The sequence below is a fragment of the Alteromonas sp. ABM1_013 genome (assembly GCF_056160505.1).
In genome coordinates, this window is the sequence record NZ_JBSWXH010000002.1 from 580,906 (window position 1) to 606,086 (window position 25,181).

Annotated in this window: 21 protein-coding genes; 9 read left to right on the top strand and 12 right to left on the bottom strand. The window is 42.3% G+C overall.

Features of this window, described 5'->3' with window-relative positions:
* Positions 1–3: 3 nt before the first annotated feature.
* Positions 4–552: a lactoylglutathione lyase gene (gloA, locus tag ACXAGK_RS07125; RefSeq protein WP_474855205.1), complete on the top strand. Its 549-nt coding sequence runs from the start codon at positions 4–6 to the stop codon at positions 550–552.
* A 116-nt stretch (positions 553–668) separates the two neighbouring features.
* Here the strand turns inward: gloA and ACXAGK_RS07130 are convergent, their stop codons facing one another.
* From ACXAGK_RS07130 to ACXAGK_RS07165, 8 genes are all read right to left on the bottom strand, one after another.
* Positions 669–4,193, bottom strand: a complete 3,525-nt coding sequence (locus ACXAGK_RS07130; RefSeq protein WP_474855207.1) for a DUF748 domain-containing protein — start codon at positions 4,191–4,193, stop codon at positions 669–671.
* 130 nt (positions 4,194–4,323) lie between these two features.
* The gene (locus ACXAGK_RS07135) at positions 4,324–4,914 is read right to left on the bottom strand and encodes a DUF2780 domain-containing protein (RefSeq protein ID WP_474855209.1); all 591 of its coding nucleotides are present in this window, start codon (positions 4,912–4,914) and stop codon (positions 4,324–4,326) included.
* Positions 4,915–5,154: 240 nt separating this feature from the next.
* Positions 5,155–7,089: an LTA synthase family protein gene (locus ACXAGK_RS07140; protein WP_474855211.1), complete on the bottom strand. Its 1,935-nt coding sequence runs from the start codon at positions 7,087–7,089 to the stop codon at positions 5,155–5,157.
* 180 nt (positions 7,090–7,269) lie between these two features.
* A complete protein-coding gene (locus ACXAGK_RS07145; protein ID WP_474855213.1) occupies positions 7,270–8,511 on the bottom strand; it encodes a M56 family metallopeptidase in 1,242 nt (413 codons plus the stop codon).
* Positions 8,504–8,896 (bottom strand): BlaI/MecI/CopY family transcriptional regulator, encoded by a 393-nt coding sequence (locus ACXAGK_RS07150; protein ID WP_474855215.1) that lies wholly within the window; start codon positions 8,894–8,896, stop codon positions 8,504–8,506. The genes ACXAGK_RS07145 and ACXAGK_RS07150 overlap by 8 nt, the downstream gene beginning before the upstream one ends.
* Before the next feature lie 232 nt (positions 8,897–9,128).
* Positions 9,129–11,114, bottom strand: coding sequence for a class I adenylate cyclase (locus ACXAGK_RS07155; protein WP_474855217.1), 1,986 nt, complete (start codon positions 11,112–11,114; stop codon positions 9,129–9,131).
* Between the two features lie 179 nt (positions 11,115–11,293).
* On the bottom strand, positions 11,294–12,661 hold the full coding sequence (locus ACXAGK_RS07160; protein ID WP_474855219.1) for a HAMP domain-containing sensor histidine kinase: 1,368 nt from the start codon (positions 12,659–12,661) through the stop codon (positions 11,294–11,296).
* A gap of 12 nt (positions 12,662–12,673) precedes the next feature.
* Positions 12,674–13,387, bottom strand: coding sequence for a response regulator (locus ACXAGK_RS07165; protein WP_474855221.1), 714 nt, complete (start codon positions 13,385–13,387; stop codon positions 12,674–12,676).
* A 167-nt stretch (positions 13,388–13,554) separates the two neighbouring features.
* Here ACXAGK_RS07165 and ACXAGK_RS07170 point away from each other — a divergent pair, with 167 nt between their 5' ends.
* Positions 13,555–14,004, top strand: a complete 450-nt coding sequence (locus tag ACXAGK_RS07170) for a Spy/CpxP family protein refolding chaperone (RefSeq protein WP_474855223.1) — start codon at positions 13,555–13,557, stop codon at positions 14,002–14,004.
* 124 nt (positions 14,005–14,128) lie between these two features.
* Here the strand turns inward: ACXAGK_RS07170 and ACXAGK_RS07175 are convergent, their stop codons facing one another.
* A complete protein-coding gene (locus ACXAGK_RS07175) occupies positions 14,129–14,725 on the bottom strand; it encodes a DUF4136 domain-containing protein (RefSeq protein WP_474855225.1) in 597 nt (198 codons plus the stop codon).
* A 331-nt stretch (positions 14,726–15,056) separates the two neighbouring features.
* On the opposite strand from ACXAGK_RS07175, the gene ACXAGK_RS07180 reads away from it, so the two are divergent.
* Positions 15,057–16,109 (top strand): L-dopachrome tautomerase-related protein, encoded by a 1,053-nt coding sequence (locus ACXAGK_RS07180; protein ID WP_474855227.1) that lies wholly within the window; start codon positions 15,057–15,059, stop codon positions 16,107–16,109.
* Positions 16,110–16,143: 34 nt separating this feature from the next.
* Complete coding sequence (locus ACXAGK_RS07185; RefSeq protein WP_474855229.1) at positions 16,144–16,689, top strand: DsrE family protein; 546 nt, start codon at positions 16,144–16,146, stop codon at positions 16,687–16,689.
* A 64-nt stretch (positions 16,690–16,753) separates the two neighbouring features.
* Here ACXAGK_RS07185 and ACXAGK_RS07190 read toward each other — a convergent pair whose 3' ends face one another.
* Positions 16,754–18,421, bottom strand: coding sequence for an acyl-CoA dehydrogenase family protein (locus ACXAGK_RS07190; protein WP_474855231.1), 1,668 nt, complete (start codon positions 18,419–18,421; stop codon positions 16,754–16,756).
* A 241-nt stretch (positions 18,422–18,662) separates the two neighbouring features.
* Here ACXAGK_RS07190 and ACXAGK_RS07195 point away from each other — a divergent pair, with 241 nt between their 5' ends.
* The 3 genes from ACXAGK_RS07195 to ACXAGK_RS07205 all read left to right on the top strand — a co-directional run bounded on the left by ACXAGK_RS07195 (position 18,663) and on the right by ACXAGK_RS07205 (position 21,411).
* Positions 18,663–19,463 (top strand): PaaX family transcriptional regulator, encoded by an 801-nt coding sequence (locus tag ACXAGK_RS07195; protein ID WP_474855233.1) that lies wholly within the window; start codon positions 18,663–18,665, stop codon positions 19,461–19,463.
* A 48-nt stretch (positions 19,464–19,511) separates the two neighbouring features.
* Positions 19,512–20,624 carry a hypothetical protein gene (locus tag ACXAGK_RS07200; RefSeq protein ID WP_474855235.1) on the top strand — a complete coding sequence of 371 codons (1,113 nt, stop codon included), beginning with the start codon at positions 19,512–19,514 and terminating at the stop codon, positions 20,622–20,624.
* Positions 20,625–20,943: 319 nt separating this feature from the next.
* On the top strand, positions 20,944–21,411 hold the full coding sequence (locus ACXAGK_RS07205) for a DUF3718 domain-containing protein (protein ID WP_474855237.1): 468 nt from the start codon (positions 20,944–20,946) through the stop codon (positions 21,409–21,411).
* Positions 21,412–21,592: 181 nt separating this feature from the next.
* Here the strand turns inward: ACXAGK_RS07205 and ACXAGK_RS07210 are convergent, their stop codons facing one another.
* Positions 21,593–22,936, bottom strand: a complete 1,344-nt coding sequence (locus ACXAGK_RS07210; protein WP_474855239.1) for a M24 family metallopeptidase — start codon at positions 22,934–22,936, stop codon at positions 21,593–21,595.
* 160 nt (positions 22,937–23,096) lie between these two features.
* Complete coding sequence (locus ACXAGK_RS07215) at positions 23,097–23,477, bottom strand: VOC family protein (RefSeq protein ID WP_474855241.1); 381 nt, start codon at positions 23,475–23,477, stop codon at positions 23,097–23,099.
* 108 nt (positions 23,478–23,585) lie between these two features.
* On the opposite strand from ACXAGK_RS07215, the gene soxR reads away from it, so the two are divergent.
* Together soxR and rlmF are read left to right on the top strand one after the other, a co-directional pair.
* Positions 23,586–24,062: a redox-sensitive transcriptional activator SoxR gene (gene soxR / locus ACXAGK_RS07220; RefSeq protein WP_474805540.1), complete on the top strand. Its 477-nt coding sequence runs from the start codon at positions 23,586–23,588 to the stop codon at positions 24,060–24,062.
* A 6-nt stretch (positions 24,063–24,068) separates the two neighbouring features.
* On the top strand, positions 24,069–25,049 hold the full coding sequence (gene rlmF, locus ACXAGK_RS07225; protein WP_474855243.1) for a 23S rRNA (adenine(1618)-N(6))-methyltransferase RlmF: 981 nt from the start codon (positions 24,069–24,071) through the stop codon (positions 25,047–25,049).
* Positions 25,050–25,181: the final 132 nt, after the last annotated feature.

A 25,181-nucleotide genomic window follows, 5' to 3' on the forward strand; every position in this document is an offset into this window, starting at 1 on the left:
ATTATGAGCAGACATTTTGATAAGGCCGAAGGCCTGTATGAAGAAAAAGATGCCGCCACACAAGGCTTTGTGTTCAACCAAACTATGCTGCGCATTGCGGACCCTAAGCGATCGCTAGACTTTTACACGCGAGTGATGGGGATGACGCTCATTAAACGTCTAGACTTTGAAGAAATGAAGTTCAGCCTTTATTTTTTGGCGGCAGGTGATGATTTCTCTGATATTGCCGATGATGAAAATGAACGTACCCAGCAGACTTTCGGTCGCCCAGCAATGCTTGAATTAACACATAACTGGGGCGATACGCCAGAAACCGTTAGCTATCACAACGGTAATGCCGAGCCTAAGGGCTTTGGCCACATTGGTTTTCATGTACCCGATGCAGAAGCAGCCTGCGCTAGATTTGCATCACTAGACGTTCCTTTTCAGAAAGGGCTTAATGATGGTTCTATGAAAGGGATCGCATTTATCAAAGACCCAGACGGCTATTGGATTGAGATTTTTGATGCATCAAAAGTTGCTGAAACTTGTGCGCCGCATTTGAAAAAGTAGCTTAGAGATTTTGAGGGCTCTTGCGTGTTGCTCGCAGCGTTTAGCTAGCCAGAAATTTTAAAAAAGGTGACATTGGAAAAGGGTAGCTTAGTTAAACCGGCTACCCTTTTTGTTTTTTAGTTCGCTTCCAAGGTTAATTCAACGCCGCTAACTTCAGTATGCAAGTCGTGCTGAGTATTAAGCAAAAATAAACGGTTTGCTTCAATTTCCCCTTCGTTGGCTAAATAGCTTTTTACCGCTTTACTGCGCAAGTCGGCAAGTTCAATTAACGCGCTTTCTGGAATGTCGATACTATTGCGAAGCTTGTTGTAACGGGCAATCGTCAGTGCTTTTTGCACGTCTTCTTCGTTAACCGTATCAATAAAGTCATCATTACTGTTTTGACTTTCACCTTCACTTGCTAACTCAGGGTATAGCTGAGCCACCATTTTCTTATATTCTTGATCAAGGTCTGGCGTAAACATCTCTACATAATGTGACAAAAGGGCGTCGGCTAGTGGACCTTCCAATGGTATACGGCTGCCGGTTAATAGCTCATCTTGCGTGCTACCACTGTTGCTGGGATTTTCAACCTCACTATCGGCAGAAGTACTCTCGTTCGCACTCTCATTGCCTGAAATTCTAGATGGTTCAACAAGCCCACTTTTTGCAAACAGCGTGGTGTTTAACTGGCGTTGTGCCAGCATACTTGCATCTGATACCGCATTTACCGTACCTTCAATGTTCACTCTTAGCCCTGGGCGTTTTTTTAACGCCTCTGCTAGGGTATTCAGCTGTTCCTGTGCATCCGCGCCGAGTGAATGTTCTCCAAATTCAAACTCAACGCTGTCTAGCTCGTCATCGCTGCCAACCAGATTTGCTAGTAGCGAAAACGGCGCGGTCACAGCCTTGATAACGATATTGCCAATAGCATTAAGGATTATGGAGCCAAAGCTGAAATCTGGGCTGTCTACGTCTCCAGATACATCTAAACCTAAATCAATAACGCCGTTGCTATCTTCTAGCAGCGCGATAGCGAGCCCAAGCGGCAAACTTAGCGCTTGGTCAGAATTAGATTTTTTGCCTAACGTAAGCTGGTCGATAACCACGTGATTCTTACCTTCCAGCACTTTCCCGTTTAGCTTGTATTGCACGGCTAATGACAACAAGCCTTTGTCAATGTAATAGCCCATGTAGGTGCCAGAGTAGGGGTTAACTGAAGTCAGTTCAGCGCCTTTTACAGAGAAATTTAAATCTAGGTCTAGGTCACTTTTTAAAGGGTGAATGGTGCCCGCTAGTTTTACCGGTGCATAGTTATCTATTTTTCCAGTGATATCCACATTGGCCGGCGTATCTGAACGCGAGTCTATGCCTGTTACTTTGCCATTTAGGCTTTCTATGGCCGACGCGAACTTCGGTGTTAATGAGTGATCAGCAAAGTAGGCTTTACCGTTCTCAATTGATATGGCATTCACAACAATAGCAAGCTCTTCAGCGTTTGAAGACGTCTTTTCACGAGTTTCAGATGTTATCGAATTTGTTGAGCTCATGCTGCCAGGTTCGCCAGCGATATCACTCTTAGCGGGCTGCTCTTCATTGTTGTTTTCTTTTGAGGAAACAACTAGCTTGCTCACATTGGTTTGCTTGGCTTCGTCAATAATGAGTCGAGCGAAGGGAGATTGTAACTGAATATTGTCTACGCTGAGCTGGTTTAAGGCATGGTTAAAATCAATATCGTCCACTATTAAAGATTGCCATTGCAACAACGGCTCTTTGGCGTCATCCAGAACACTTAAGTCAGACACCTTCGTATTTGCCTTAACGTTTAGTGTCTCTGTACCTTCATCACCCATTGCAGCGTCAAATTCCACATTTAGATTGAAAAGGCCTTTTTCAAGGGTGACGTTGGCATAGGGTGAAACATATTGCTGAAACTGATTAAGTGCTAGTTGCTCAATGGCTGCTTTGCCTTGCACCTCTTGTTCTGCAATAACTAGGCTTCCGCTACTTGTCAGGGTACCTTTTGATGTATTGCTAAAGGCTTGGGTATCGGCAGAGACTTGTAGGCTTGTGGTGTAAGAAATGGGTTTAGAGAAATCAGTGGTGATTTCACCGCTTTCAATATGCAATCGACTAATTCTATAGTAGGTGCCATTACTTATGCTGCGCTCTAGCATATCAACGGTGCCGTTATTGAATGCAAACTTTTGTAGCGCTACTTTCCATGTCGTCTCTTGCTCTAGTTCCGGTGAGCCATTTTTAGTTTGGGCTGCTGTTTGCATCTCTTCGCCTGTTGATTCTGGCGAAACGGTCTCTGCATCAACGCTGCTGTCAGTTTCAGGTGTTATTTGTTCTTTAAGCTGAAGGCTCTTGTCCTTAATTCCAGACTCAGAAGGCAAATTTGTGTTCGCTTTGGCGCTTGCTTGAGTAGTAGAAGCGGTCAGACTTTTAGGTGTAAACAGGCGTTGTAAATCGAGCCCTGTCTCGTCAAACAAGCCAGACACTCTGACATCATCTAGCGCAACTTTAGCAATATTTACCTGCTGCTTTGCACCGTTTACGTTTATGTCGTGAACGGCAAATGAAGGGATGGCGAGGATCTCTTTCGAGGTACTGACACTATCTGGCGAGCTTGATGACGCGGCTGCTGATGTGGGTGATGGTGCAGCGGAATTAAACACCAAGTTGTTGACGGCAAATTCACCGTCTTCCAGTAAAAACTGAAACGCATCTTCCTCTTCAAAAGCCTGCGCCCGAAGGCTTAAGTTAACCGTGCCGTCTACTAATTTCGCTTCTACCAAATCTTTCGATAGCGACCAAAGCGGTGCTAAAGCAACGTCACTTATCGCAACGTCTGTAGCAACTTTAAAGGGAGACAGTTGGAACTCACCTTTAATCGAAATTTTGCCTTTTTCGGCGGTAAGCAAATCAAACTGGTATTGATTAAACGCGGCTTGGCTATTGTCATTAACACTAATTACAGCATGCGTATCTAGATCTTGAAGTGCAACGTCCAATTCAGGGTAATCAAGCAAGGTATCGGTAATTTCGTCTTCTAAAACAATATGGCCGTTACTTAGTTTAAATTGACCTAATGTTATTCTAGGGATCTGCCCGTCAGATACCTCTTTCTCTTCATCTTTCTCATTTGTACTGCGCTTCTCAATGTGGGAAAGAATGTCGGAAAAGTTAAATGTTAGTGTGTCGCTATCGGTATTTAACCGTGCCACTTTTGCATATGGCGAATCGATAGTTAACGACTCAATTGCAGGAGTGAGAGTAAGCAACGTTTGCCAAAAGCCAATGTCTAAAGAAAAATTACCGACACTGAAAAAACGGTCGCGTGACAATTCATTGTTGATATCGCTTTCACTGCTACTTTTACTCAGCTCGTCACTATCACTGGTGGTTGATGGCTTAGATTCTGGATAGATGAAAAAATCAGTAATGCCTACCTTCAATAGAAAAGGGTTTATTGCAATATCTTTTACCGTGGCATTTCGGCCTGTATTTTCTTTTACTAGGTTAGGTAATTTTGCCTCTAGTACCGCAGGAGTTACTACGCCTAAAAGAAGGGCATAAATAAGATAGAAAAGGACAAGGTAAGTAGAAACCCGAAACCACTTTGGTTTCGCTGAAAACCAAGATGTTGCATTTTGCATAGGCGATTAGGCTGCGTAATTGAGTATGAAAAGATGAGCAAGGTTGCTATTAAAAAATACAACCTTGCAAAAAAGGTTTAAAGCGTATTAGTTTTTGCTAAGCAGCATATCTCAATACGCTTTCGATAGATTACAGAGCTGCTAGTAAATTATCTAGGCCAGATTTAAAGAGTGCTTGTGTTTCTTCATCGGCATTTACATTTAGGTATGAGCTGATTTGCGTGGCAAAGCTGGCAATCATATCGGTTGATAAGCCTAGCGCCTCAAACTGTTGTTTCAAGTCATTTACAGATTTAAGTGTAGAGCTATATTCAGAGGCTTTATTAAGCAAGCCTGTTAGTGACGAGCTAGAACTTGCAGCTGTATCACTGCTAAGTGACGGCACATTTTCAAGTAGGCCATCTATGCCAGGAATGTTGTTTGCCAGCTGCGCGTAGTCACCGCTAGAAAGGTTACCTTGAACATAGTTCATAATAGAGGCAACACCGCCCTCTGACTGCGTTTCAGATACATTAAGATTGTCAGAAACTGTACCTATCAAGCTAGATAGGTCGATACCAGACGCAGCACTTGTTGCCATTTCAGTTAGGCTACTAGTAGTAACAGTCGAGTCAGCTTTCTTATCGCCTAAAAGGCCTTTAAGCTGGTCGATATTGGCGTTTGCGTTTGTTGTAAAGACGGTAAGAGCAAGCACAGCAGGTGCTAAAGCGAAACGGTTCATAGTAAGTTTCCTTGTTGTTAGCTCCCTTAACGCTAAGATAAATTGTCTATGTAATATACATATTGCCAATTAAACTTTGTAAAACGAGCATGGGTTAGTTGGTAAATACTAACATTCTATCCTAACGAAGCTTCAATTACTGTAGAGAAAGTGTAAAGAGCATTTACCAGTTCGCATAAATGAATCTATCAATTTATTAAGGCAGATTAATTTTAGCTACATAAGGCTTTGGTTATTCTTTTACTCGATGAAAGCGGCTAGAGTTTTTAGTTTCAAATACTTCATGAGGTGTGCAGATTGCTCTATCGCTTTAACATCCTCTGAAGAATCAATTGCACATGAAAAGCGTTTTTCATTAAGACAGTTCGCGCCCTTAGAGCACATATCTGCTTTTGGAAAGCATTTTGTACCTCCGTAAATAAAACCATAGCTATCCATGTTCATCAGAAATATTGGTCGTTTTTCATCGTTAGATTTGCTTCCTATTAGGGGGCGCCCAAGAAAAGAGTTTTCCTCATTAATATTTAAAAGGGAAAGCAAAGTTGGCGCGATATCTAAATGGCTTCTCGTTGTGTCGATTTGGCGCGGCGATGAGTTAGGGACATGAATTAGCATAGGGACTTTAAATAAAACTTCGAATTTGTCTACAGGTGAAACGGTATCTTTGGGGTAAAAAGGTACCCCGTGGTCACCTGTTATTACGATGACCGATTGGTGGTAATATGCTTTTTGTTTGAGTTTGCGCCAAAACTCTCCAAGAGCAACATCTGCGTAATAAAGGGAACGTTGATAATCACTGTAGATATCGTCGTCCAACTCTTTTAGATGAGTTGGGAATTTAAACTCTTTGTAATCCCAATTGAATGGTTGATGGTTCGAAAGGGTTAATATCTCAGCGAAAAAAGGACTTGATTGCTGATCGAAATAATTTAGGGCAGTATCATAAAGAATAGGATCAGGAACACCCCATCCAATATCTTGCGTGTCGCTATAACCATCATGTTCAAATGACTCTTTTGAGTAAATGTTGTCGAAGCCTAGAGACGGATGAAAAATTTCTCTATTGTAAAATTCTTTTGTGTTGCCATGAAACCAAGATGTCGTGTAACCATGCTTTTTCAATATGTTAGGTAAACACTTTCCGCGATAAACACCTTCGGAGCGTGCAAAAGGTGTAAGAAGGTTTCCATCTATAGAACTACATAAAATTGCTTGTTCAGACTTAATCGTCGCTCTAGAGGTGGCATAGTTGTTCGTGAACCAAAAAGACTCGTTCGCAATCTCAAGTAGATTGGGTGTTATTTCTTTCGACAACTCTTTAAATCGAGAGCTCTCTAATACAACAAGTATTACATTCTTCTTGTTAGGTAAATTTAGCGTCAATGAAGTTGATGGATAGAACGCTAAGGGATTTACATTACTGTTTTTATGCTCGAGCCCAGGATAATTTAATATAAGTTGATCAAATTTTTGCGAACTATACTCTTCTGGAAGTGCAACAAGCGTGTTTTTTCTAAGTGCTTTTGCAATTACCTTCGCTTTGTTTTCTTCGGCACTTTCCTTTGACTCTGGTATTAACCATAGCGCTATGGGTGTACTTCTAAAAAAGTACATTAGTGGGTTTTCAAGCTCAACGTTTTTTCTATCGTCATTCGTCAAGTTAAGTAGTTCATTAGTATCGTTTCGTGTTGTGTGAATGCTGATTAAAAATAACCCAGTCATAAAAGGTATCAAAAAGAATAAGATTCCCTTCTGCCACGAAAAGCGATGTAACTTTTTAAATAGTGTTTTATGAAGGATTATGCTGATAGCACTGATAAACAGTATGAAGATTAAAGCAGGTGTGCTGTTGAAATTTTTGATCGCTAAAAAAAGCTCTCGATAAAGCTTAAGCGATTCGTAACTGATGTAGAGTCCGTAAAAATCAAGATACTCTCTGGATGCCGAAGCAAAGATCGTTAAGCTTGTAAGTGCGCAGATTACAAAAGCCGTAAATACAAACCTCTTACAATAATTAAAAAGTACTAAGAGACAAAATACAAAGCAACAGAGGGCCAGAGTATCGATCTGAAAATAAATGTCACTGTCTAAATAAAAGCCAAATAAACTAAAAATTGCTAGAGGGGTAAGACTTAGGCCAGTGAATAAATAAACTGTAGCTCTAGAGGTTTTCATTAAGAGTTTCCATACTCTTCATTATATTGCGGTGTCAAAATAATACTAATTTGGCTAACAGTATTAAACTAATAATAAGTATAGATTTTTATAACGACGGATTGAAAAATTTAGCGTAAAACAAAACACTAAAAGGAGCGGTGTGCTCCTTTTAATATTCTGACTGATTGTTGGCCTTGCTTACTTCGTTTCTGGCGGAATGATTATACGCTCTACATCTGGAGAAGCGTTCTTTCCAGCATTCGTGGTATTGAGTTGCGAGCCCAGTTGATAGTCTAATTGGACGAGAAGCCCAACTTGTCTGACGCCTTTGCCACCTTGAATACGTGGCTTATATTCCCACTGTTTTAATGCCACTTTAGCACTTTTATCAAACACGCCTGCCGGTTGAGATTTAATCACTTTTACATTATCTGTTGCGCCTGTTTCAGTGATATCGAAAGATAGCACGACAAAACCTTCAAGTTCATTTTGTTCTGCTTTTTCTGGGTAGATTGGAGGAACGCGTTTAACTGGTGATGCTTCATTAACTTTTGATTTATCCATGTTGGCTTCAGCTTTTGGCGGTGGTGGGGGCACATTAGCCAATGCGGTATTAATAGTCAGTAAAGCTGCAACAGAAAGTACGCTCGCTGCCAGTGCTTTATTGCTGTGCATAGGTTGTTTTATAGCATTTAGACGTTTGATCATAGTCGTCTTTTCTCCAAAGGTTGGGTACAAAGTTATAGTGCGTGAACAATGCTCGGCACACTGCACAAGTGCTTTTGCATAGGTGAGTTTTTCCTTCTCTGTCTTGTTTTTTAGTACAGCATGATCACAAGCCAGCTCTTGGCTTATTCTGAAAGATTTAAGCGCAAGCCAAACTAGTGGGTTAAACCAAAATAGAATGGCAATAGTAAGTGCTAGCGTATTCCACAGGTGGTCATAATGTTTGCGATGAACGTTTTCATGTTCCAATACCAGCGCTTGTTGCTGCTTTGAAAACGTGCTTTTAAATGAAAAGGGAATAAGCACTTTGGGCGCGATGAATCCAAACAGCATAGGAGTGGCTGCTTTACTGGAATAGTAGGCATTGGTGTGGATTGCGCGTCGCTTTCCTATCGATGTCCATGTTGTAATATGATGTACTAAAACATAGGCAGTGATAATGCTTGCGCCTATGGCCCAAAGAGTAAACCAAGTTTCGAACGCTACGGTATTCACTGTAGGTTTAACACCCACTACATAGCGAGCAAAGTTATTTGACGGGATACTAACCATCGACAGCGGAAGGTTATTAACTATCAGGCTGCCTGGTATCAACGCCCATAGCTTATACATTAATGAGGCACCTAATTTAGATGTGAAAAAGTGCTCAGAAACAATGAGTAAAATGATACCGAGCGACAAAATGCCTTGTTGAGCGATAATCCAATCAATCATTATTTTCTTCCCACTCTTTTATAAGCGCTTTAAGCTCGTTCACATCTTGTTTAGACAGCGAGTTTTGATTCGCAAACCCAGCAACCATAGGCGCGATTTTTCCTTTAAATAATCGACTTACAAAACTTGTCGTCTCTTTCTTTGTATAATCTTCGCGAGCAATAAGCGGGTAATAAAGGTACTGGCGCTGCTGTTTTTCAAAGCCTAATACTTCCTTTTTTACCAAGCGACCCAATAGGGTTTTTACGGTTTTTTCGTGCCAGTCTTTCTTATCATTTAACCGTGAAACCACTTCACTTGATGTAGCGGGGTGGTCGTCCCACAGTACGTCTAGTACCTCAAATTCGGCGTTCGAAATTTCGGGCTTATCTGACATTTTGCTCATAGTGACGAATTCTATTTTACTGATTACAGTTGTAGTCGATATATTTAGATTACACTTGTAATTCTAAAGCGCAAGGTTTTTTTGTGTGTTTTTTAAACCAGTTTTGTAAGGAAAGAGAAATAAGTTCAGTGCTTTCGTAATTTTAAGCAGAGAAGTGACTGAAAACGTGAGAAAAATAGGCTAAGGCGTCGGCATTGGCGTGACGACGTGTTAAAAAAGCGTGTAGTTCTTTTTAGTAGAGCACGTTAAAGTTAAGTTCGTTTGACTCTAAAAATTCGCCTAAAATACGCGATTGTTGGTTTCCTCTTGGAACCATTACGTAACATGATGGCTTAGGAGATACTTCCTGAAGGTCGTACCATAAGGTATCCAACACATCATTGCCGAATTTTAAAAACGTTTCTCCCCAAGACGTTTTATAGATTACTGCTACATCTTCAACCGTGGCTTTTTGACGTAAAGTCGGGAAATTCACAATAGAGAAGCATGCAGTTATACGCTCAGGCGCAAGTAGGTCGTTGCGGGGGAGGGACGACACTCTGACAGGCGGGAAATGCTTGCACAAGTGCTTCAGAAGATCGTTAAGGTCTAATTCACTTACTTCGCCATAGTTATAATCTAAATAAACTTTACTGCGAGTATCAATTATTTTACTTGAGACCAACCATACCATTAGCGCAATCGCACTAGGCGCTTGGGATATTTTCTGTGCTTCATCAATGATTCCGGATTTACTCAACAAATCACCGGCATAGGCAGACCATACTTCATCACCGTTCTTGAGCTGGCGCATAGCGATAGTGATTTTTTCGCAGTAAAGGCTTTCGTCGAAGGCGCGCCGAAGAAATTCTATTTTATCTTCTTTTTTTGCGTAATAGGTACTTAAGCGCCTACCCAACACCGTCATGTCCTTTTCGTCCATAACTTGCTGGTGGTCGCTAAGCTCTTTAGAAATACGTCGATAGCACTTCAAAAGAAAACTATGAACACGGCGACTAAGTTGTACACGCTCACTAAATGTCCAATCCTGTTGGTTGTCTAGGTGGTGAATTTGCTTTCTGCTCCACCCCCATTGTCTAGCATAAGACGCTAAAATCCGGCGTTTGAAGTTTGGCTTTTCTCCCTCAAAAAGCGGCTGACTTAATGGGCATGCACATTTTAAGTACAAGCATTGCTGTAATATCTCAATGTCCTCGGGCTGTCCGTTGGCTTTATAGTGGGTAATAAGTTCATCAAACATTAATGCGTAAGGGTCGATGTCTGTGACGCGGCCCGGTGCTTCAACCCCACGATGAACGTGCTTTTTAAGCAGATTACAAAGGGGCTGCCCGTGGGTAATATTGGCTAAGTAGACTTCGAGCTTTGCCATTTTCAAAACCGACTTGAATGGGGAGTCCATTGCTTTTCCCAGTTGCCAAATGGCTGCACCAAACAGTTCGCTGGCATCAAGTTTTTCTAAGTGGCCTAAATCCATAAACCAATCTAAATCTGGTGAGCCGCCTTTATCCAGACTGTTGTAAATAGCCTGATATTGCTTTTCGCTGGTTTTTTCTGGGGTAAGCCACCAAAAGGGCGCTTTGCCCGCTACCACTATGTTGGTGTTGTAAAACTCAGCTTTTAAAAATAAAGCTTGTGCAGAGCCTGCGCTTTCACCCTCAGCAATACCGAAGTCATTTGCCTTTACTTTATCAATCTCAGATAAAAAGAAGTGAACTTCAATGTCAAAGGTACTTTCCGCCCATTTTTCAATAGCAGTTAGCTTTTGTTGTAGTAAGGAAAGTTCAGTTTCTGAAAAGCGATTGCCTTCAATGCACACCCAAAAATCGAAGTCCGAGTCATCGGTTTGCGCAATAGTGCCCACGCTCCCCATGAGTACGAGTGACTCAATGGCTCGCTGTCTAGGCCAGATCTGCTTGATATCAGAGAATAGATGATTCTTCGTTGGAAAAGACCGTATAAGCGCTTTTTCTATATCAGGCCGAAAAGAATAGTTATTGATGCCAAAAGGTACGCTTTCGCCGGACGATGGTGGGGCAATATAACCAGGAAGATCTTCGTGATTGACGTGAACTAGAAATGGAAGCACATGAAAAAGTGGTTTGTGCTTATCAGGCATGAGGGTAAGCGCACGTTCGATGCGGGCCTTGTTATACCTTAATACTCGCAATAACCTAATGGTAAGGTTTTGCTGAACGGAAAGCGGCTGCTGCGTTGCCATTATGTTAATCTGCACTTCTTCATGCCGCCAAGCATAACGCTAATTCGCGTCGACTTCCTCTATTTTTGGAAACTAGATAAACTTGGTCGTGGAATCGATTTTGTGCAGTAAGCCATCATTTACCAAGTGAGCGCATTGTGCCATCGATAAGTCCAAGCTTCTTTTCACCAAAAGGTGTTTCACATTTGACCTGGTCTGTTTTTAGGTAACGTAATTGCAACCCTGAGTCCGCCTTGTTCTGGACTTTGCATGACAAGCGTTCCGCCATGCTTTTCCACTGCTTTTAGCGCAATGGTTAAACCCAGTCCAAAGCCTTCGGTATGCATCTGATTTCCAGCTCGGTAAAACGGCTGCATCAACTTTTCAATTTCATCGTTATCTACGCCTACGCCATTGTCTTCAACCACGATGACAACATTTTTAGTATCAGCAGAGACTTTTACAGATACCGGCTGCCCTTTGTCGGAGTACTTACATGCATTACCTACGATGTTGTCTAAAGCCTGATGCAGCGCTTCAGGAAACCCTTTTATTATTGCTTCTTTTTCACAAGACTCGCTAAAGTCTAGTGAAGTTGGAATACCTGGATAGTTAATAGCCATATCGTCCAAAACACGATTGCATAACGCAATCACATCGCAAGGTTCAGCTGTCTGTGATGTATGTTCTAGCGTTGAAAAGTTCAGAATTTGCTGAATGAGTTGGTCCATTCGGTGGCAGTCATTATGTATCTGCAGAACGTGTTTGTTATCTGGTTGATGCTGTTCGATTATTGCTGCTGACGTTTGAAGCCGAGCTAGTGGTGCGCGCAATTCATGGGACACGTCGTGCAATAACCTTTTTTGTGCCTCTATAGCATCGGAGGTTTTACGAACCATGAAATTTATATCGGCTGCCAAGTCACTGAGTTCGTCTCCGCGAGAAAGCAGCTGAGAGGGAACCTGCGACGCTGTTTGGTCGTTGGCGTATTTTCGACTAAAGGCGCCTAAATACTTGATCGGTTTTACAATGCTCCAGCTAAGTAGGGCACTCACTAATGCCGAGGCTAAAAATATAAATACAAACTGCACTGACTGAAAACGGCTTAACACGTGTTTATAGATCCGCGGCGTTTGCGGTTGTCTAAATTGAACGATGTACTGCGTGTTTGAAGGGCCATAGATTTCACGTGTTACCCGTTGGTCCTCAGGCACCTTATTCATTCTGTAGTGATAAATTGCTTCGCCATCTACCGAGGAAATTAGCATGGGGATTAGCTGGTTTTCTCGGCCGTTTCTTCGTTTAATCCACTCTTTAATCTCGTTTCTAGCCCTGCCTTTTGTAAACGTTTCATGCTCGTATCGCCATACAATTTTTTCTGCCTGATTGGTCGCATCGTCAAAAAAACGTTTAGTATAGTTACTTGAGGCATATTCGTTTACTAATACGTAGCCAGTTGCCGCCATCACCGCTAAGCTGGCTATCCAAAAAGCAACAAAAATTCGCCAGAACAGGCGCTTAAACCCTAAGTTAGCTTTTATGTCCGACCATTTAATGCTACTTATCATGACCTATATCTTCTATTCTGATTTCTGAGGTACGGTTAGCATTTGATAGCCAACACCGCGGACAGATTGAATAACGTTAGTAACCCCTGCAGCTGAGAGCTTCTGGCGAATTCGGCTAACGTGAACATCCATTGCTCTATCATAGGCTTCCAATGGTCGTTTCAATACTTCTTGCGTCATTTCCTGTTTGGATATGGTTTGCCCTACACGCTCCATTAGGTAGCTAAGTGCGTTGAACTCAGCCCCTGTCAACGCTACGGATTTCCCATTAACGGTGGCTTGGCGTGCGCCGGTATCTAAATGAATACCGTGTAGTTCGCTTGGCGAAGCGGCAGGCGTTGTTTTTAAGTACTGAGTTCTTCGGATGATAGCGCGAATACGGGCGCCAAGTTCTCTTGGGTTACAAGGCTTAGGAAGGTAATCATCAGCACCTAACTCAAGACCCACAATTCGGTCTATGTCATCACCACGGCCTGTTAGCATTAGAATGGGGGTTTGCTTTTCGGCTCTTACTGATTTCAACACATCAAGGCCCGACATACCAGGCATCATAATATCTAGCACTACGGTGTCGTACTGATCGGTGTTGAGTAGTGTTTTTATTGCTTCATCGCCGCTGTGAATAGCATCTACACGAAAGCCGTCCCCTTCTAGAAATTCTTTAAGTAAGGCGCACAAGTCTTTGTCATCGTCGACGAGTAAAACGTTTATTTTTTCATTTTCCATGCCCCGAATATTACCCCTATTAACTGCCGTGTTTTTCAACTTTACCGAACTTTACACTAGCTTAACCCTACTTATCGATTGATTCACGCATACTTAATTCCGTTGATGAAACAACATTATTTTTTAACGTCATGCATAAACATGGCAAAACAAGTAGGAAGATTAAGATGAAAAAATTAATTACCGGTGTTTTATTAAGTGCATGTATCGCAACCACTGCTTACGCAGGCGGTAAGAATTCAGATGAACGTAGAGGTGGAGATTTCTTACCTTTGCATAAAATGGAAAGAGTACTTGATCTAACTGACGAGCAAATAGTGCAGTTTGAGGCATTGAAAGAGGAACTTAAAGCTGAGCGTCAGGCTAAAAGAGCCGAAATGGGTGAAGAAGGTAAGCGCAGAAAAATGAATGCACTAGCGGGCCTAAACCCAGACGACTCGAACTATCAAGAAAAGGTAAATGCGATTGCAGAGCAAAAAGCGGAAAAAGTAAAAGCGCGTTTTCTTAAACGTGCCGAGCTTCGCATGAAAGTAGCGGATATTCTAACCGATGAGCAGCTTGAGAAGTTCGATAATATGAAAAAGAAACGTGGCAAAAAGCAGCGTCAGCACGGCTAATTCATACCACGTTTAATCAGTAAAAAGCGCCTTTATGGCGCTTTTTTGTTTACAAACGTTATAGTGTTGTCAGCATTTGTTGTAAGAGAAGAGCGTGGTTCGCAACCTTGATAAATGTGTTTCGCTAGTCCTGATTAATTCTTGCTGGATATTGTTCAAGTAAGCTTGTTACTAGTTCATCAAGCTTGTTTTGAATACTAATACTGTCTTTAGACTCGAGTTCAACGCTACCCGATGCGCTATAAATAAATTTCCCATCTTTTACTATGTCTATTTGAAGACCTTGTTGGAAAGAGGTTTGCTCACCCACAGGTATGCTGAATATACTGCCGAGAGAAATGCCACCAGAGCGCCCAAAGGTGCCTGTACCCAACCCTAAATTTAACGTGGTTCCATCTTCTTTTGTGGTAGTGGAGGGAAGGTAACCTACTGACACATCGGCCTCGTTCTCTGTTGTTGGCGTTAAACCTTTGGTAATCAAGCGCTCGGTTATGGTTGAAGACAAATGATTAGCGAGAGTTTCATTGATAGGGTTTAGTGGCGCTTGGATATAAAACGTTTTAATGTCAGCAAAGTTTTGCGTGTCATCTACGCTCACTTGAGGTTTGCTGGCGCATCCAACAACTAACGCTAAACTTAACAACGACAATAAGGCTAACTTAATACCATACTTCTGTGGTCTAAACCCTTTGTGACATTCTGTTGAAGTTCGACTTCGCATAATAAACTCTCTTTAAATTACTGCTGTAAAAAAGGTTACTCAGTCAGCAGATAGGTTTAACTATATCTAACTTTAACGACAGAATACCCTGTTTTAGATCTGAATTAACACACAACGGGGTGACAATACGCTACAGCCTTTTGCTTACTGAAGGTAATTCGCTGAATTGTCGTCACTCGTCGTCGAATTGTGCTCTACCACGGTGTTTAAACCGTATGCTTTGTTATCAAATGCTGCTCACTCCGTTTCCGATATGCATGCCAAAGCGCACGCATAGAAATTTACGGTAGGCGAGCGGCTATGTCTTAAAAAAGGTTTGAAGGTAAAGGATATGCATATTAAGCGCACGTTAACAGCTACTGCGATAGCGGCCGTTTTTTCTATTAATGCAGCGGCACACGAAGCACATGATTCTAAAGTTGAATTGGTCGGCGACATTAAAGGAACACAAATTACTGGCGTGACGGTAAGTAACGATGGACGAGTATTTGTGAACGCGCCCAATTGGCGAGATGGTGTAAGTTTTTCCGTGGCTCAGGTTACCGGTAACGGAGAGTTTGTTGCATATCCTAATAATGAAACAAACGAGTGTGTAGCGCAAAGCGAGGTAAGAAAGGATTGCTTTTTGGCCGTGCAGTCAGTGGTTGCCCATAAAGACAAACTGTATGTATTGGACACCCGCAACCCTAAATTTAACGGGGTAGTGGATGCGCCGCGCTTGTTTGTTGTTGATTTAGCCTCAAACGAAATCGAAGGAACCTTGATCCTTAGTGAAGATGCCTATCACTCTGATTCTTACATTAATGATCTACGCGTAGACGAGAACACAAATCGCATATACATGACGGATTCGGCTCATGCGGGTTTAGTGGTGTATAACCTTGATGATAATACCAGCTATCGCATTTTAGATAATCATGAAACCACAAAAGCTGAGATAGAGTCCTTAAGTATTCAAGGTAAGCCCTTCAACATGACTGTTCAATCGGACGGCATCGCGCTAGATACCTTAAACGACACATTGTATTTCCATGCTTTGTCAGGTTATTCACTCTATGCGATTAATACCTCTGATATAGAGAAAGTATCGAATGGAGTGCTGGCGAAAAAAGTGCGCAAAGTCGCTACAACCGGCGCGCCAGATGGCATGATTTATCATGAAGGCAACGTCTATTTAGCTGACTTAGAAAAGCAAGAGGTGCAGTACCTTACGCCAAGCCTGGACCTTCGCACACTTGTAAAAGGCGATGTGGTGAACTGGGCTGATACATTTAGTATTTATAACAGTTCGCTTTACTATACGAACAGCAAAATCCAAGATGCGGGCAGCGATGTAAGCGACATGACGTTTGAAGTATATAAAACAGCGCTACCTGCGCGTTAAATCACGAGAAATAGTTGAGGAAAAGGAAATGATCATGACAAAAGGAATCGGCAGGGCGTCACTTGGTTTGGTAGTGGCATTGTGTGTGACGGGGCAAGCTTCAGCTAAATCAGATTTTGAATATGGCCCAGTGTTTAGCGCTTTCGGAAAACATGCGCCAGTGGAAGGCGTTAGTTTTACTGAAAATCAGACATTCAAGGTTGCGTTTGACGTAGCTAAAGCGGCAAAACCAGGCGAGGTTAACCGCAAGTTTGAGTCGCTGGCTCGTTTTATCAATATGCATGTAGCTAACGGTGTGAAGCCGGAAAATCTTTCGCTTGCGCTTGTGGTTCACGGTTCTGCCACAGAAGAAATGTTAAAGACTGAATTCTTCAAACAGCGCAAGGGGCAACCTAACGGCAATGAAGTTCTACTTACTGCTTTGATAGAGCAAGGCGTTAAAGTGATAGTGTGCGGGCAGTCTGCTGCGGCTCATGGCGTTGAAAAAAACGCCTTGATAGACGGAGTGGTAATGGACTTATCAGCCATGACAGCCCATGCACGCCTGGCGCAAAAAGGGTACTCGGTTAATCCATTTTGAGTTGGTTTGTATAGGTGTAGGTAAGTGTTGTTCAGTTTAAATGGTTTCATGTTTAGTTTAGATATCAAACCTGCCCCAGCGCAATAATGTGCTCAAATGGCGTAGTGTCGGGTAATGTACCTAAAGCAAAACCACTCGCGTTGCCGAGTCTAGATTCACAAAAAGTGTGGGCAATGTCGATAAAGGCGTCGTTGTTATTGTGCGACGTAGCAAGAAGAGAACATGCTTGTAGCGCTAGCGCCATTTGCTCAGTTAAATATCGGCTTCGCATTTCCATATTCTGCGTATTTGATAACTCGTCAAACAGCTTACTAAGGTGCATATCATAGTGCTTATTTTTGCCTACCTGTGTTTTAAGCTCTTTAAACAAGGCCTCTTTAACATTCGGCTCTTTGGCAAGTGCGCGCAGTACATCCAAGCATTGCACGTTTCCACTGCCTTCCCAAATAGAGTTGAGCGGGGCTTGGCGGTAATAACGGGGCATAGGGTTTTCTTCTACATAACCAATACCACCTAAACACTCTTGCGCTTCGTTTACAAACATAGACGTGCGCTTACAAATCCAGTATTTTCCAATTGCAGTGGCCAGCCTCGCCACTGCTGCTTCATGGCTATTATTCAGTGTACTGTCTACCGCTTTTGACACGCGCATAGTGAGTGCGGTAGCAGCTGCGCATTCTATCGTTAAATCTGCCAACACGTTTTGCATTAGAGGCTGATTGATTAGCGTTTTGCCGAAGGCATCGCGGTGACTGACGTGATGTAAGGCGTGAACCAGTGATTGCCGCATAAGAGCAGATGAGCCAATCATGCAGTCTAATCGGGTCAATGACACCATATCTATTATTACCGGCACGCCACGGCCTTCTTCGCCAATTAAATATGCTGTAGCGTCCTGAAATTCAACTTCCGAAGAGGCATTGCTCCAATCGCCTAACTTGTCTTTCAAGCGCTGAATGCGAACGTTATTAAGTTCACCGTTTTCCAATACCCTTGGTAGTAGAAAGCAGCTTAGTCCGCCTTCGGCTTGCGCAAGAATAAGATGTGCATCGCACATGGGGGCAGAGAAAAAGAACTTATGTCCTACAATATGGTAACTGCCATCAGCCTGCTTAGTCGCTTTAGTTGTATTACGCCTAACATCTGAACCTCCTTGTTTTTCAGTCATCCCCATACCAATTGTCAGCCCGTGTTTTTGGCGTGCCGGTAAGGAACGAGGGTCGTACTCGCCGTTGATAACTTTATCTAAGTAGTAAGGTGGTAAGTTGTTTCCATACCGCATAGCCGGAATAGCGGCGTGTGTCATGGTCAGTGGGCAGGACGTACCAGCCTCAGCTTGATAATGCATATACATTAATGCTGCGCGAACAGTATGTGCACCCTCAACCCCCTCATGCTTCCACGAATAGTTATGCACATTGTGTTCCATCGCACTTTCCATAAGCGCGTGATAGCTAGGATGAAACTCTACATTGTCTGCACGACGGCCATAGCGATCAAAGGTATGAAGAATTGGCTTATTTTTGTTAGCAAGTTCTCCATGATTCATAAGTGCATTACCTGCAAGTTGACCATATTTATCTAGTAACCCTTCGTCATACTGGTGGGATGGTGGCAAATGCTGGTTTACAAACACACGTAGCAACGCATCGTCTCGCCACAAATTGTAGGGAGCAGGAATGGTAGGTTGGTTTTCTACAAGGTGCGTAACAAATCGATTAGATGAAGTCATGGCATTTCCACTCAATGAATATGTAAAGCGTATCGTTGTCCCAGAGCTTTACATTAAATCATTGCACTAGAATATTACAGTAATAGTTGTAAATTAATAAATTATGTAATGTTTGTGCCGGGCCTTTGTTTATATAATGATGGAAGCACACATGGCTAAGCTTATGCCATGTAAGCAATCAAATAAGTTGAGACAGAAGTCATTGCTTAGCCACTATCTAAAACAAAGAAGTAAATAGAACTTGCTGCTAGAAAAAGAGAAAAAGCCCGTCGCACGAAAGCTACTGCTAAAGCTGCTGGGTTCCCGTGACAATATTAAAATGAATGCTAGTGCAGCCGTTCGTGTGGGAGCACTGTTTGGTATTTCTGAAAACAACATTCGAGTAACGCTCACACGCCTGCAGTCTGCCCAGCTCATCACCTTGGTCGACAGGGGAGATTATAAATTGGCTGACAAGGGGATTAGATTTGCTAAAGAAATACATCAGTGGCGAGAGGATGAAAATGGCCTTGTACCTTGGCAGAACGATTGGGTAATTGCTCAAACCAGTTTACTCCCTAAAAGTGATAAAAAGCAGCTGAGGACTACTGAACGTGCCCTTAAGCTTGTGGGTATGATGAAACTTGCAAGTGATATGTATATTAGGCCGAACAATTTTTCAGGTGGTGTAAGTGAGGTGCGAGACAAACTTCACACTCTTGGTCTATCAGGCAACGCACTTGTGTTTAGCGCCAGCGATTTTGATAATCAAACGCAAGCTAAGGCTATGAAACTATGGAGCCACCTAAACTTAGAAACGCTTTATAAAGACGGATGCGGTGAAATAGAGGAATCTCTTGCCCGAATGCCTACTTTACCCCTTGAAGAAGCCACCAAAGAATCTTATGTGATAGGAGATAGGGCGTTATATCACTTGGTCTTTGACCCTTTGCTGCCAACACCATTTGTAGATGTAGCAATGCGCGAGCGTTACCGTAACCTTGTAAAAAAATACGATGATATGGGCGCACAAATATGGCTTCGCTTTTTAAACCAAAATTAGGTGAGTAAACGCTGAATTAGAACGGAAGTAGCTGAAATGGAAGTAAATATGACCGCATCAAGACCGTTATTTAAACATATTCGCAATCATACTGCGCTTTTTACTGAGCTTTCTCAATATAGAAACGCCGCAGTGAATGTGCTGGGTTTCACAGGTTATGAATTTCACAAAACACCGAAATTCGTTACTGAAGATGGAAGCAGACTTACTATAGAGCCTGAAAGAAGTATTGTTCTTCCAAAAGTGAACACGCTGTCAGGGCTTAAAAATAAGCTAGCACAAGCTATTCCAACGTTACATATGGTTGAGCATAGTGAAATAGGCTATCGCTATCCAACAGCAGCATTAGCAGGGTTAGATGCACCATTTATAAAGCGTATGCGCTCTGAGTATTTTCATAAAGTAGATGAAGATAGAAGTATTTGTCGTCCTGTAAATTTGTCATATGGAATAAAAAGTCGCGGGAAAGCAGATAACCGACAAGAATACGAAGTGTGGATGCCCGATGAAGCGCCAGATCAAAATCCGCTGCCTTTGCTCATAAACGCGTACGGCGAAGATTTACCCGATGATGTGAGGCACTTCGTGGAGCAGCCATCAAAGGTGCATGGTTGGATGGGCGTTAAGCGCGCGGCATTTGAAGCGCTTTACACGAATAAGCAATACTGCGGTGATTTAATTATTTGTATCGCCATGAGTGTCGATGCATACAATATCGGCGCCAAGCCAGATTTGGCCTATTCTCCAGAAGCCGAGAGCTCTATTGCGGTGAGTAATGCCGAGTTTGAATGGGAAATAGAAGGTTATTATGCCCCGCGAGGCTGGGCTTTCGATCACGATGAAGTGTGGGCTGCAATCAATCACACGTTAGAAGCTATTAATGAGCCGCTCGATGATCTCTATGGTAAAGAAATTATTCCTATTGCCGAAAGCAAAACGGAGCGAATTTTGTCAACGCTAAAATCACTGGGCGTTAAGCAGGAAGAGGTAGACGAACTCAATCTTCAGCCATGGGAGTTCATGCTTACTGAAAGCGAGCACAGAGTTAAAGCGCATGATCCTAGTCGTTCCGTTAATTTATTAGGTAGACTCAATCGACTCTTTTACCAACCAGAACAGCAGTTACCTTCACTTAATTGGATGCACGATCTCATTTTGTAGGTCAAAAATTTAAGGTTACGCTGGCAACAACTATTACCCCACTATATTTTTTTGAATTAAGCGCGCTGAAAGTAATTTCCTGCGCGCTTTTTAGTGTGCCCGTAATGGGCGACCTGTAACTAAAAAGACTTATATGTAAATTTTTATATAAATGATGTTATTTTATGTAAATTACTTTCAGTTTTGTAGTGATCTGTATGTTTAAATCGCATTTTCTGTAATTAAATTACGAAAAGTGCTTTATTTTTTGAAAGTTTTGGTCATAATGTACACATCACTTAGGTGATATCTAATTTAGTTACAAAATAGGAATTCAAAAATGAAACTGTCTACTTTCGCTATTGCTCTAACACTATCTGTTGCTGCTACTCAATCTTTCGCAAAAGATGTAGTACTAAAGCCAATTAACGACAACATCGAAACACAAGCGTGTTTGACTGCGGCTAAAGAGGGTTTTGGCTCTGCATTGCGTCTTATTCGCGCAAATGGTTTTAACGCTGAAGAGTTCAGTGCATCTGTACGTTGTAACGGTGAATCACTTCGCACTTTCGCTTACATGTACAAGAACAACAAGGCAACTGAAAACGCAAAAACAGTAGCACTTGTTGCAAAGAATAAAGATGTTGCTTCACAAGCGTGTCTAGAAGCACTTTCTGTAGGTAAAGATGCAGCACTAGCGAAGTTTGGTCTGGAAGGTGAGAATATTATCTGTAACCACAAAGAAATGTCTGACTTTGTTCGTGAATACAGCGCAGAAAACGTAGTAGTTCGCACAGCAGCTGAATAAGACCACGTTTTAGGATAGCAACCTACTGCTAATATTTTGTACAGTTTCATGGCCTTTCGCTTGAAAGGGCGAAAGGCCTGACACTTTACGAGTTTTACTTCTAAATCCCTTTTCTATACTGGCTTTTCTTGCCAATAGATACCTCTCACTTTTGGAAAAAGGCACGAAGCTATACGCTTATTTATTGCTCTTCATCTGAATGAATCAAATGAAATTCGGTCTGCCTGCCATCTAAATAGCTTACTGAATTACCATCAAAAAATGCGTCTTCTTCCAGCATAATTCTAATTTCTTTGTTCCACTCTTTAATAAAGCTCGCTGCATTAAGCTCAATTGAATAGGCCGTCTGTGCAAACATTGGGTAGTCACCTTGAATTGGCACACCTTTTTGTGCATCCCACATTCCTATTGTTGGCCCTGCCGCGTGCCCGTGAAAACCAAGCGGGTGGGTATAAATAGCGGGCGTGATCCCTTGTTCGATAGCCTGCTGTCGCGACATTCTCAATATAGTGTTACCTGTTCTTCCTACTTTAAAATTGCTAGTCAAAATGTCTTGCAGCTGGTTACCCGCCTTAAGTGCTTTTTTAAGTGACGCTGGCGCGTCTTTTTCTCCAGGTTTTAATACGTAGGCATGCTGCTGTTGATCTGTGTTAAGTCGCAAGTAGGTAATGCCAAAATCAACGTGTATCAGGTCGCCTGGTCGTATGATGTTTTCTCCGGGACGTTTGCTGAAAGCACTGATTTGATCAAACACTTCATTGTCTTGCCTTTGGATGGAAACCGTAGGATGAAACCAGTTGGTGAGACCTAAGGCACGAGTTTGATCCCGAAGCCACCAGACAACATCATCTGTAGTGGTTACGTTAGGTGTGATGACTTCATTTGAAAATGCTGTCGCTATCAGAGAGTGACCAATTTGAGTGAGTACGGGATAATACTGCATTTCCAGTTCACTTCGAGTTTCTAACCAACCTATAGACAGCCTTTCACCACTCACTACTCGGCTTTTTAGTTCTTCAGAAAGTCCACCCATAAATTTTTCGCGTTCAGTAGCAGTCATGCCATCTGCAAGAGCGAATGCATTCGACGTATTAATAGCTATTTTTGAGGGATTCCGGGTCTCGATAATATGTTTCAATGCTTCCCACTGGTCGGGTTGTGCTTCCTTGTCCCACGCTTTTTTAAATAGCGAGCCTACTGCATATCTTGCAACGGCTAAACGTTCCAGTGGTTGACCATCGCCTGGGTTATAAATGACTAACATGGTATGGCGTCGTGCGGAAATCCAGGTTGAAGGCAGCATGGTTTTTAAAACCGGGTCTTCATTGTATTCCCGCGACATCAACACCCACATGTCGATGCCCTCTCGCTCCATAATGTGGGGGAGTACTGAATTGAAGCGTTCAACGGTGATCTTATCAATCAGCTCACTGCGCTGTTTCATACTAAGTATGTTATCCGCCCATGCGTTTGCCGATAGGGATAACATTACTAAACCTAAACATATCGCTAGTACTTTGCTCATCCATGTTTCCTGTCTATTATTATTGAAATGATCACAGTGCGCGTTCGTTTTTAGTGAACAAATTTAGTAAACAAAGATACAAAGTAAAACGAGCACGAGTGAGGTAACGTTAATCTAACACTAAATTTCAAAGTTCAGCTAGGTGTAACACTCAATGGCATTACACATATGAAACGACTTCAATTTCTATGTTTTGCTGTGCCATAAAATAAAAGCGTCTACCCGGTTCATAATCGCCGTGGCTGTAGGTACAGAAATTTAAGGAAAGAATTCGTTGTTCGGTTTCGTCTAAATTTGGAACAACAATGCCGATATGGTTGACGTTAGCCAGGGTTTTATAGTCGCTCTCTATCTCATTAATAGTTTTCGGTCTGTACAGGGCAAGGTAGTCTTTATCGTTTCCTACATGTACCGTGTAGCCGTCGTTTTTAGCGCCGCCGTTCCACCTTATTTTCCAATCGAACAAAGTGCAGAGAAGGCTTGCTAGCTCATCAGGGTTTTCAACGGTGATATTTGTGTGCTCTAAGTATGCTGTGGTCATGTGTTTTTCCTTGTATAGATAATCAACGAAAAACAGCTTAATATCTAAAGCTAACTTTAGATCAAGCGTTTTTTTACCCGCTATTTTGAAATTGGAAAAAGGGGCGTTATGGCACCAGAACCTATGGTAAGCATTGGCTTTATTGCTAAACGTACTGGCAATGCTGTTTCACTAATTCGCTATTATGCTAACGAAGGGCTCATTCCTTCTGTGCGCACAAATGGCGGAAATAGAGCATTCCCTCGTTCTGTCATTCGCAGAGTTTCTTTTATTTTAATCGCGCAAAATATGGGGTATTCCCTTGCTGATATAAAGAATTTGTTGTCTACGTTGCCAGATAACAGAACACCCACCCAAGCCGATTGGGCTAAACTGAGCACAGTATTTAATAAGCATATAGAGGCAAAAATTGCGGCGCTGACCAGTTTGAAAAGCTCGTTGGAAGGCTGTATTGGCTGTGGGTGTTTGTCATTAGAGCGCTGTAGGCTTTACAATACTGACGATAAGGTGGCGGCCCAAGGTAGTGGCGCCCAGTTGCTCGATGAAAACGTGCAATCTCAGTTTTTAGTTTCACACAAAAAGTAGCGCTCCATGCACCCTAAAAATCTCCATAAAAACGGCTATCCAATGGATGCGCTGTGCCAGTCATACCCTGCGCTTAAGCCTTTTCTCGTTAAAGCTAAAAGTGGCAATATCAGTATAGATTTCACTAATCCACAAGCGGTGAAGGTACTTAATGCTGCCTTGCTTCGCCACTATTATCGACTTGAGTATTGGGATATTCCTGAAGGCTACTTATGCCCCCCTGTACCTGGAAGAGCAGATTATATCCACGGTATTGCTGACTTATTAAAATCAGCAAGGTCTAATTTAAAAAACGGGCGTGGGCGAGATATACGTGGATTAGATATCGGCGTGGGCGCTAATGCTATCTATCCTATTATTGGTATTGCGTCCTACGACTGGTCGTTTGTGGGTAGCGATGTTGATGAAGTTGCTGTAAAAAGCGCTAAAGTCATTGCGAGCAAAAACAGTGTGTTGGCCGATAAATTCCAAGTGCGTAGACAAACCAATAGAGCAAGTATTTTCAATGGCGTAATTGAAGAGAACGAACAGTTTACCTTTACTATGTGCAACCCGCCGTTTCATAAATCTGCCCAAGAAGCCCTGTCTGGCACGCGTAGGAAAACATCCAATTTAACTCGCAATAAGCACAAGCGAAGTGGTGCAAAGTTTACCGATAATCGAGTTCAAGGTTTAGGGGATAGTAAATCTAAGCTACAAGGTAAAAATGTCGCTTACCAAGGTAAGGACGCAAACTTGAATTTTGCGGGCCAAGCGAATGAACTGTGGTGCGAAGGCGGTGAACTTGCCTTCATTCAGCGCATGGTTCAAGAAAGTGTTTCTGTGAAAGACAACGTAGAATGGTTCACTTGTTTAGTGTCGAAAAGTTCTCATTTGAAACCGCTTAAAACCAGCATTAATTATTATGGTGCGACGCAGTGTAAAGTCATTGATATGGGGCAGGGGAGCAAGTTAAGCCGCTTCATAGCGTGGTCTTTTTCTGATTAAATTCATACGAATGTTGATTTGACAGTGTAGGTGATGTGAACAACTATTGTCGTAAAGGTTTGTTCTTAAATAGCACGTCTCCATTATTGTGAAATTCAAGGTCCCGACGTCTTTAATTGTTTTCTTTGAGGT

What these genes read in the sequence shown, in the direction of transcription:
- gloA (WP_474855205.1), top strand. Translation starts at nt 4, where the DNA reads ATGAGCAGACATTTTGATAAGGCCGAAGGCCTGTATGAAGAAAAAGAT.
- ACXAGK_RS07130 (WP_474855207.1), bottom strand. Translation starts at nt 4,193, where the DNA reads ATGCAAAATGCAACATCTTGGTTTTCAGCGAAACCAAAGTGGTTTCGG.
- ACXAGK_RS07135 (WP_474855209.1), bottom strand. Translation starts at nt 4,914, where the DNA reads ATGAACCGTTTCGCTTTAGCACCTGCTGTGCTTGCTCTTACCGTCTTT.
- ACXAGK_RS07140 (WP_474855211.1), bottom strand. Translation starts at nt 7,089, where the DNA reads ATGAAAACCTCTAGAGCTACAGTTTATTTATTCACTGGCCTAAGTCTT.
- ACXAGK_RS07145 (WP_474855213.1), bottom strand. Translation starts at nt 8,511, where the DNA reads ATGATTGATTGGATTATCGCTCAACAAGGCATTTTGTCGCTCGGTATC.
- ACXAGK_RS07150 (WP_474855215.1), bottom strand. Translation starts at nt 8,896, where the DNA reads ATGAGCAAAATGTCAGATAAGCCCGAAATTTCGAACGCCGAATTTGAG.
- ACXAGK_RS07155 (WP_474855217.1), bottom strand. Translation starts at nt 11,114, where the DNA reads ATGGCAACGCAGCAGCCGCTTTCCGTTCAGCAAAACCTTACCATTAGG.
- ACXAGK_RS07160 (WP_474855219.1), bottom strand. Translation starts at nt 12,661, where the DNA reads ATGATAAGTAGCATTAAATGGTCGGACATAAAAGCTAACTTAGGGTTT.
- ACXAGK_RS07165 (WP_474855221.1), bottom strand. Translation starts at nt 13,387, where the DNA reads ATGGAAAATGAAAAAATAAACGTTTTACTCGTCGACGATGACAAAGAC.
- ACXAGK_RS07170 (WP_474855223.1), top strand. Translation starts at nt 13,555, where the DNA reads ATGAAAAAATTAATTACCGGTGTTTTATTAAGTGCATGTATCGCAACC.
- ACXAGK_RS07175 (WP_474855225.1), bottom strand. Translation starts at nt 14,725, where the DNA reads ATGCGAAGTCGAACTTCAACAGAATGTCACAAAGGGTTTAGACCACAG.
- ACXAGK_RS07180 (WP_474855227.1), top strand. Translation starts at nt 15,057, where the DNA reads ATGCATATTAAGCGCACGTTAACAGCTACTGCGATAGCGGCCGTTTTT.
- ACXAGK_RS07185 (WP_474855229.1), top strand. Translation starts at nt 16,144, where the DNA reads ATGACAAAAGGAATCGGCAGGGCGTCACTTGGTTTGGTAGTGGCATTG.
- ACXAGK_RS07190 (WP_474855231.1), bottom strand. Translation starts at nt 18,421, where the DNA reads ATGACTTCATCTAATCGATTTGTTACGCACCTTGTAGAAAACCAACCT.
- ACXAGK_RS07200 (WP_474855235.1), top strand. Translation starts at nt 19,512, where the DNA reads ATGACCGCATCAAGACCGTTATTTAAACATATTCGCAATCATACTGCG.
- ACXAGK_RS07205 (WP_474855237.1), top strand. Translation starts at nt 20,944, where the DNA reads ATGAAACTGTCTACTTTCGCTATTGCTCTAACACTATCTGTTGCTGCT.
- ACXAGK_RS07210 (WP_474855239.1), bottom strand. Translation starts at nt 22,936, where the DNA reads ATGAGCAAAGTACTAGCGATATGTTTAGGTTTAGTAATGTTATCCCTA.
- ACXAGK_RS07215 (WP_474855241.1), bottom strand. Translation starts at nt 23,477, where the DNA reads ATGACCACAGCATACTTAGAGCACACAAATATCACCGTTGAAAACCCT.
- soxR (WP_474805540.1), top strand. Translation starts at nt 23,586, where the DNA reads ATGGCACCAGAACCTATGGTAAGCATTGGCTTTATTGCTAAACGTACT.
- rlmF (WP_474855243.1), top strand. Translation starts at nt 24,069, where the DNA reads ATGCACCCTAAAAATCTCCATAAAAACGGCTATCCAATGGATGCGCTG.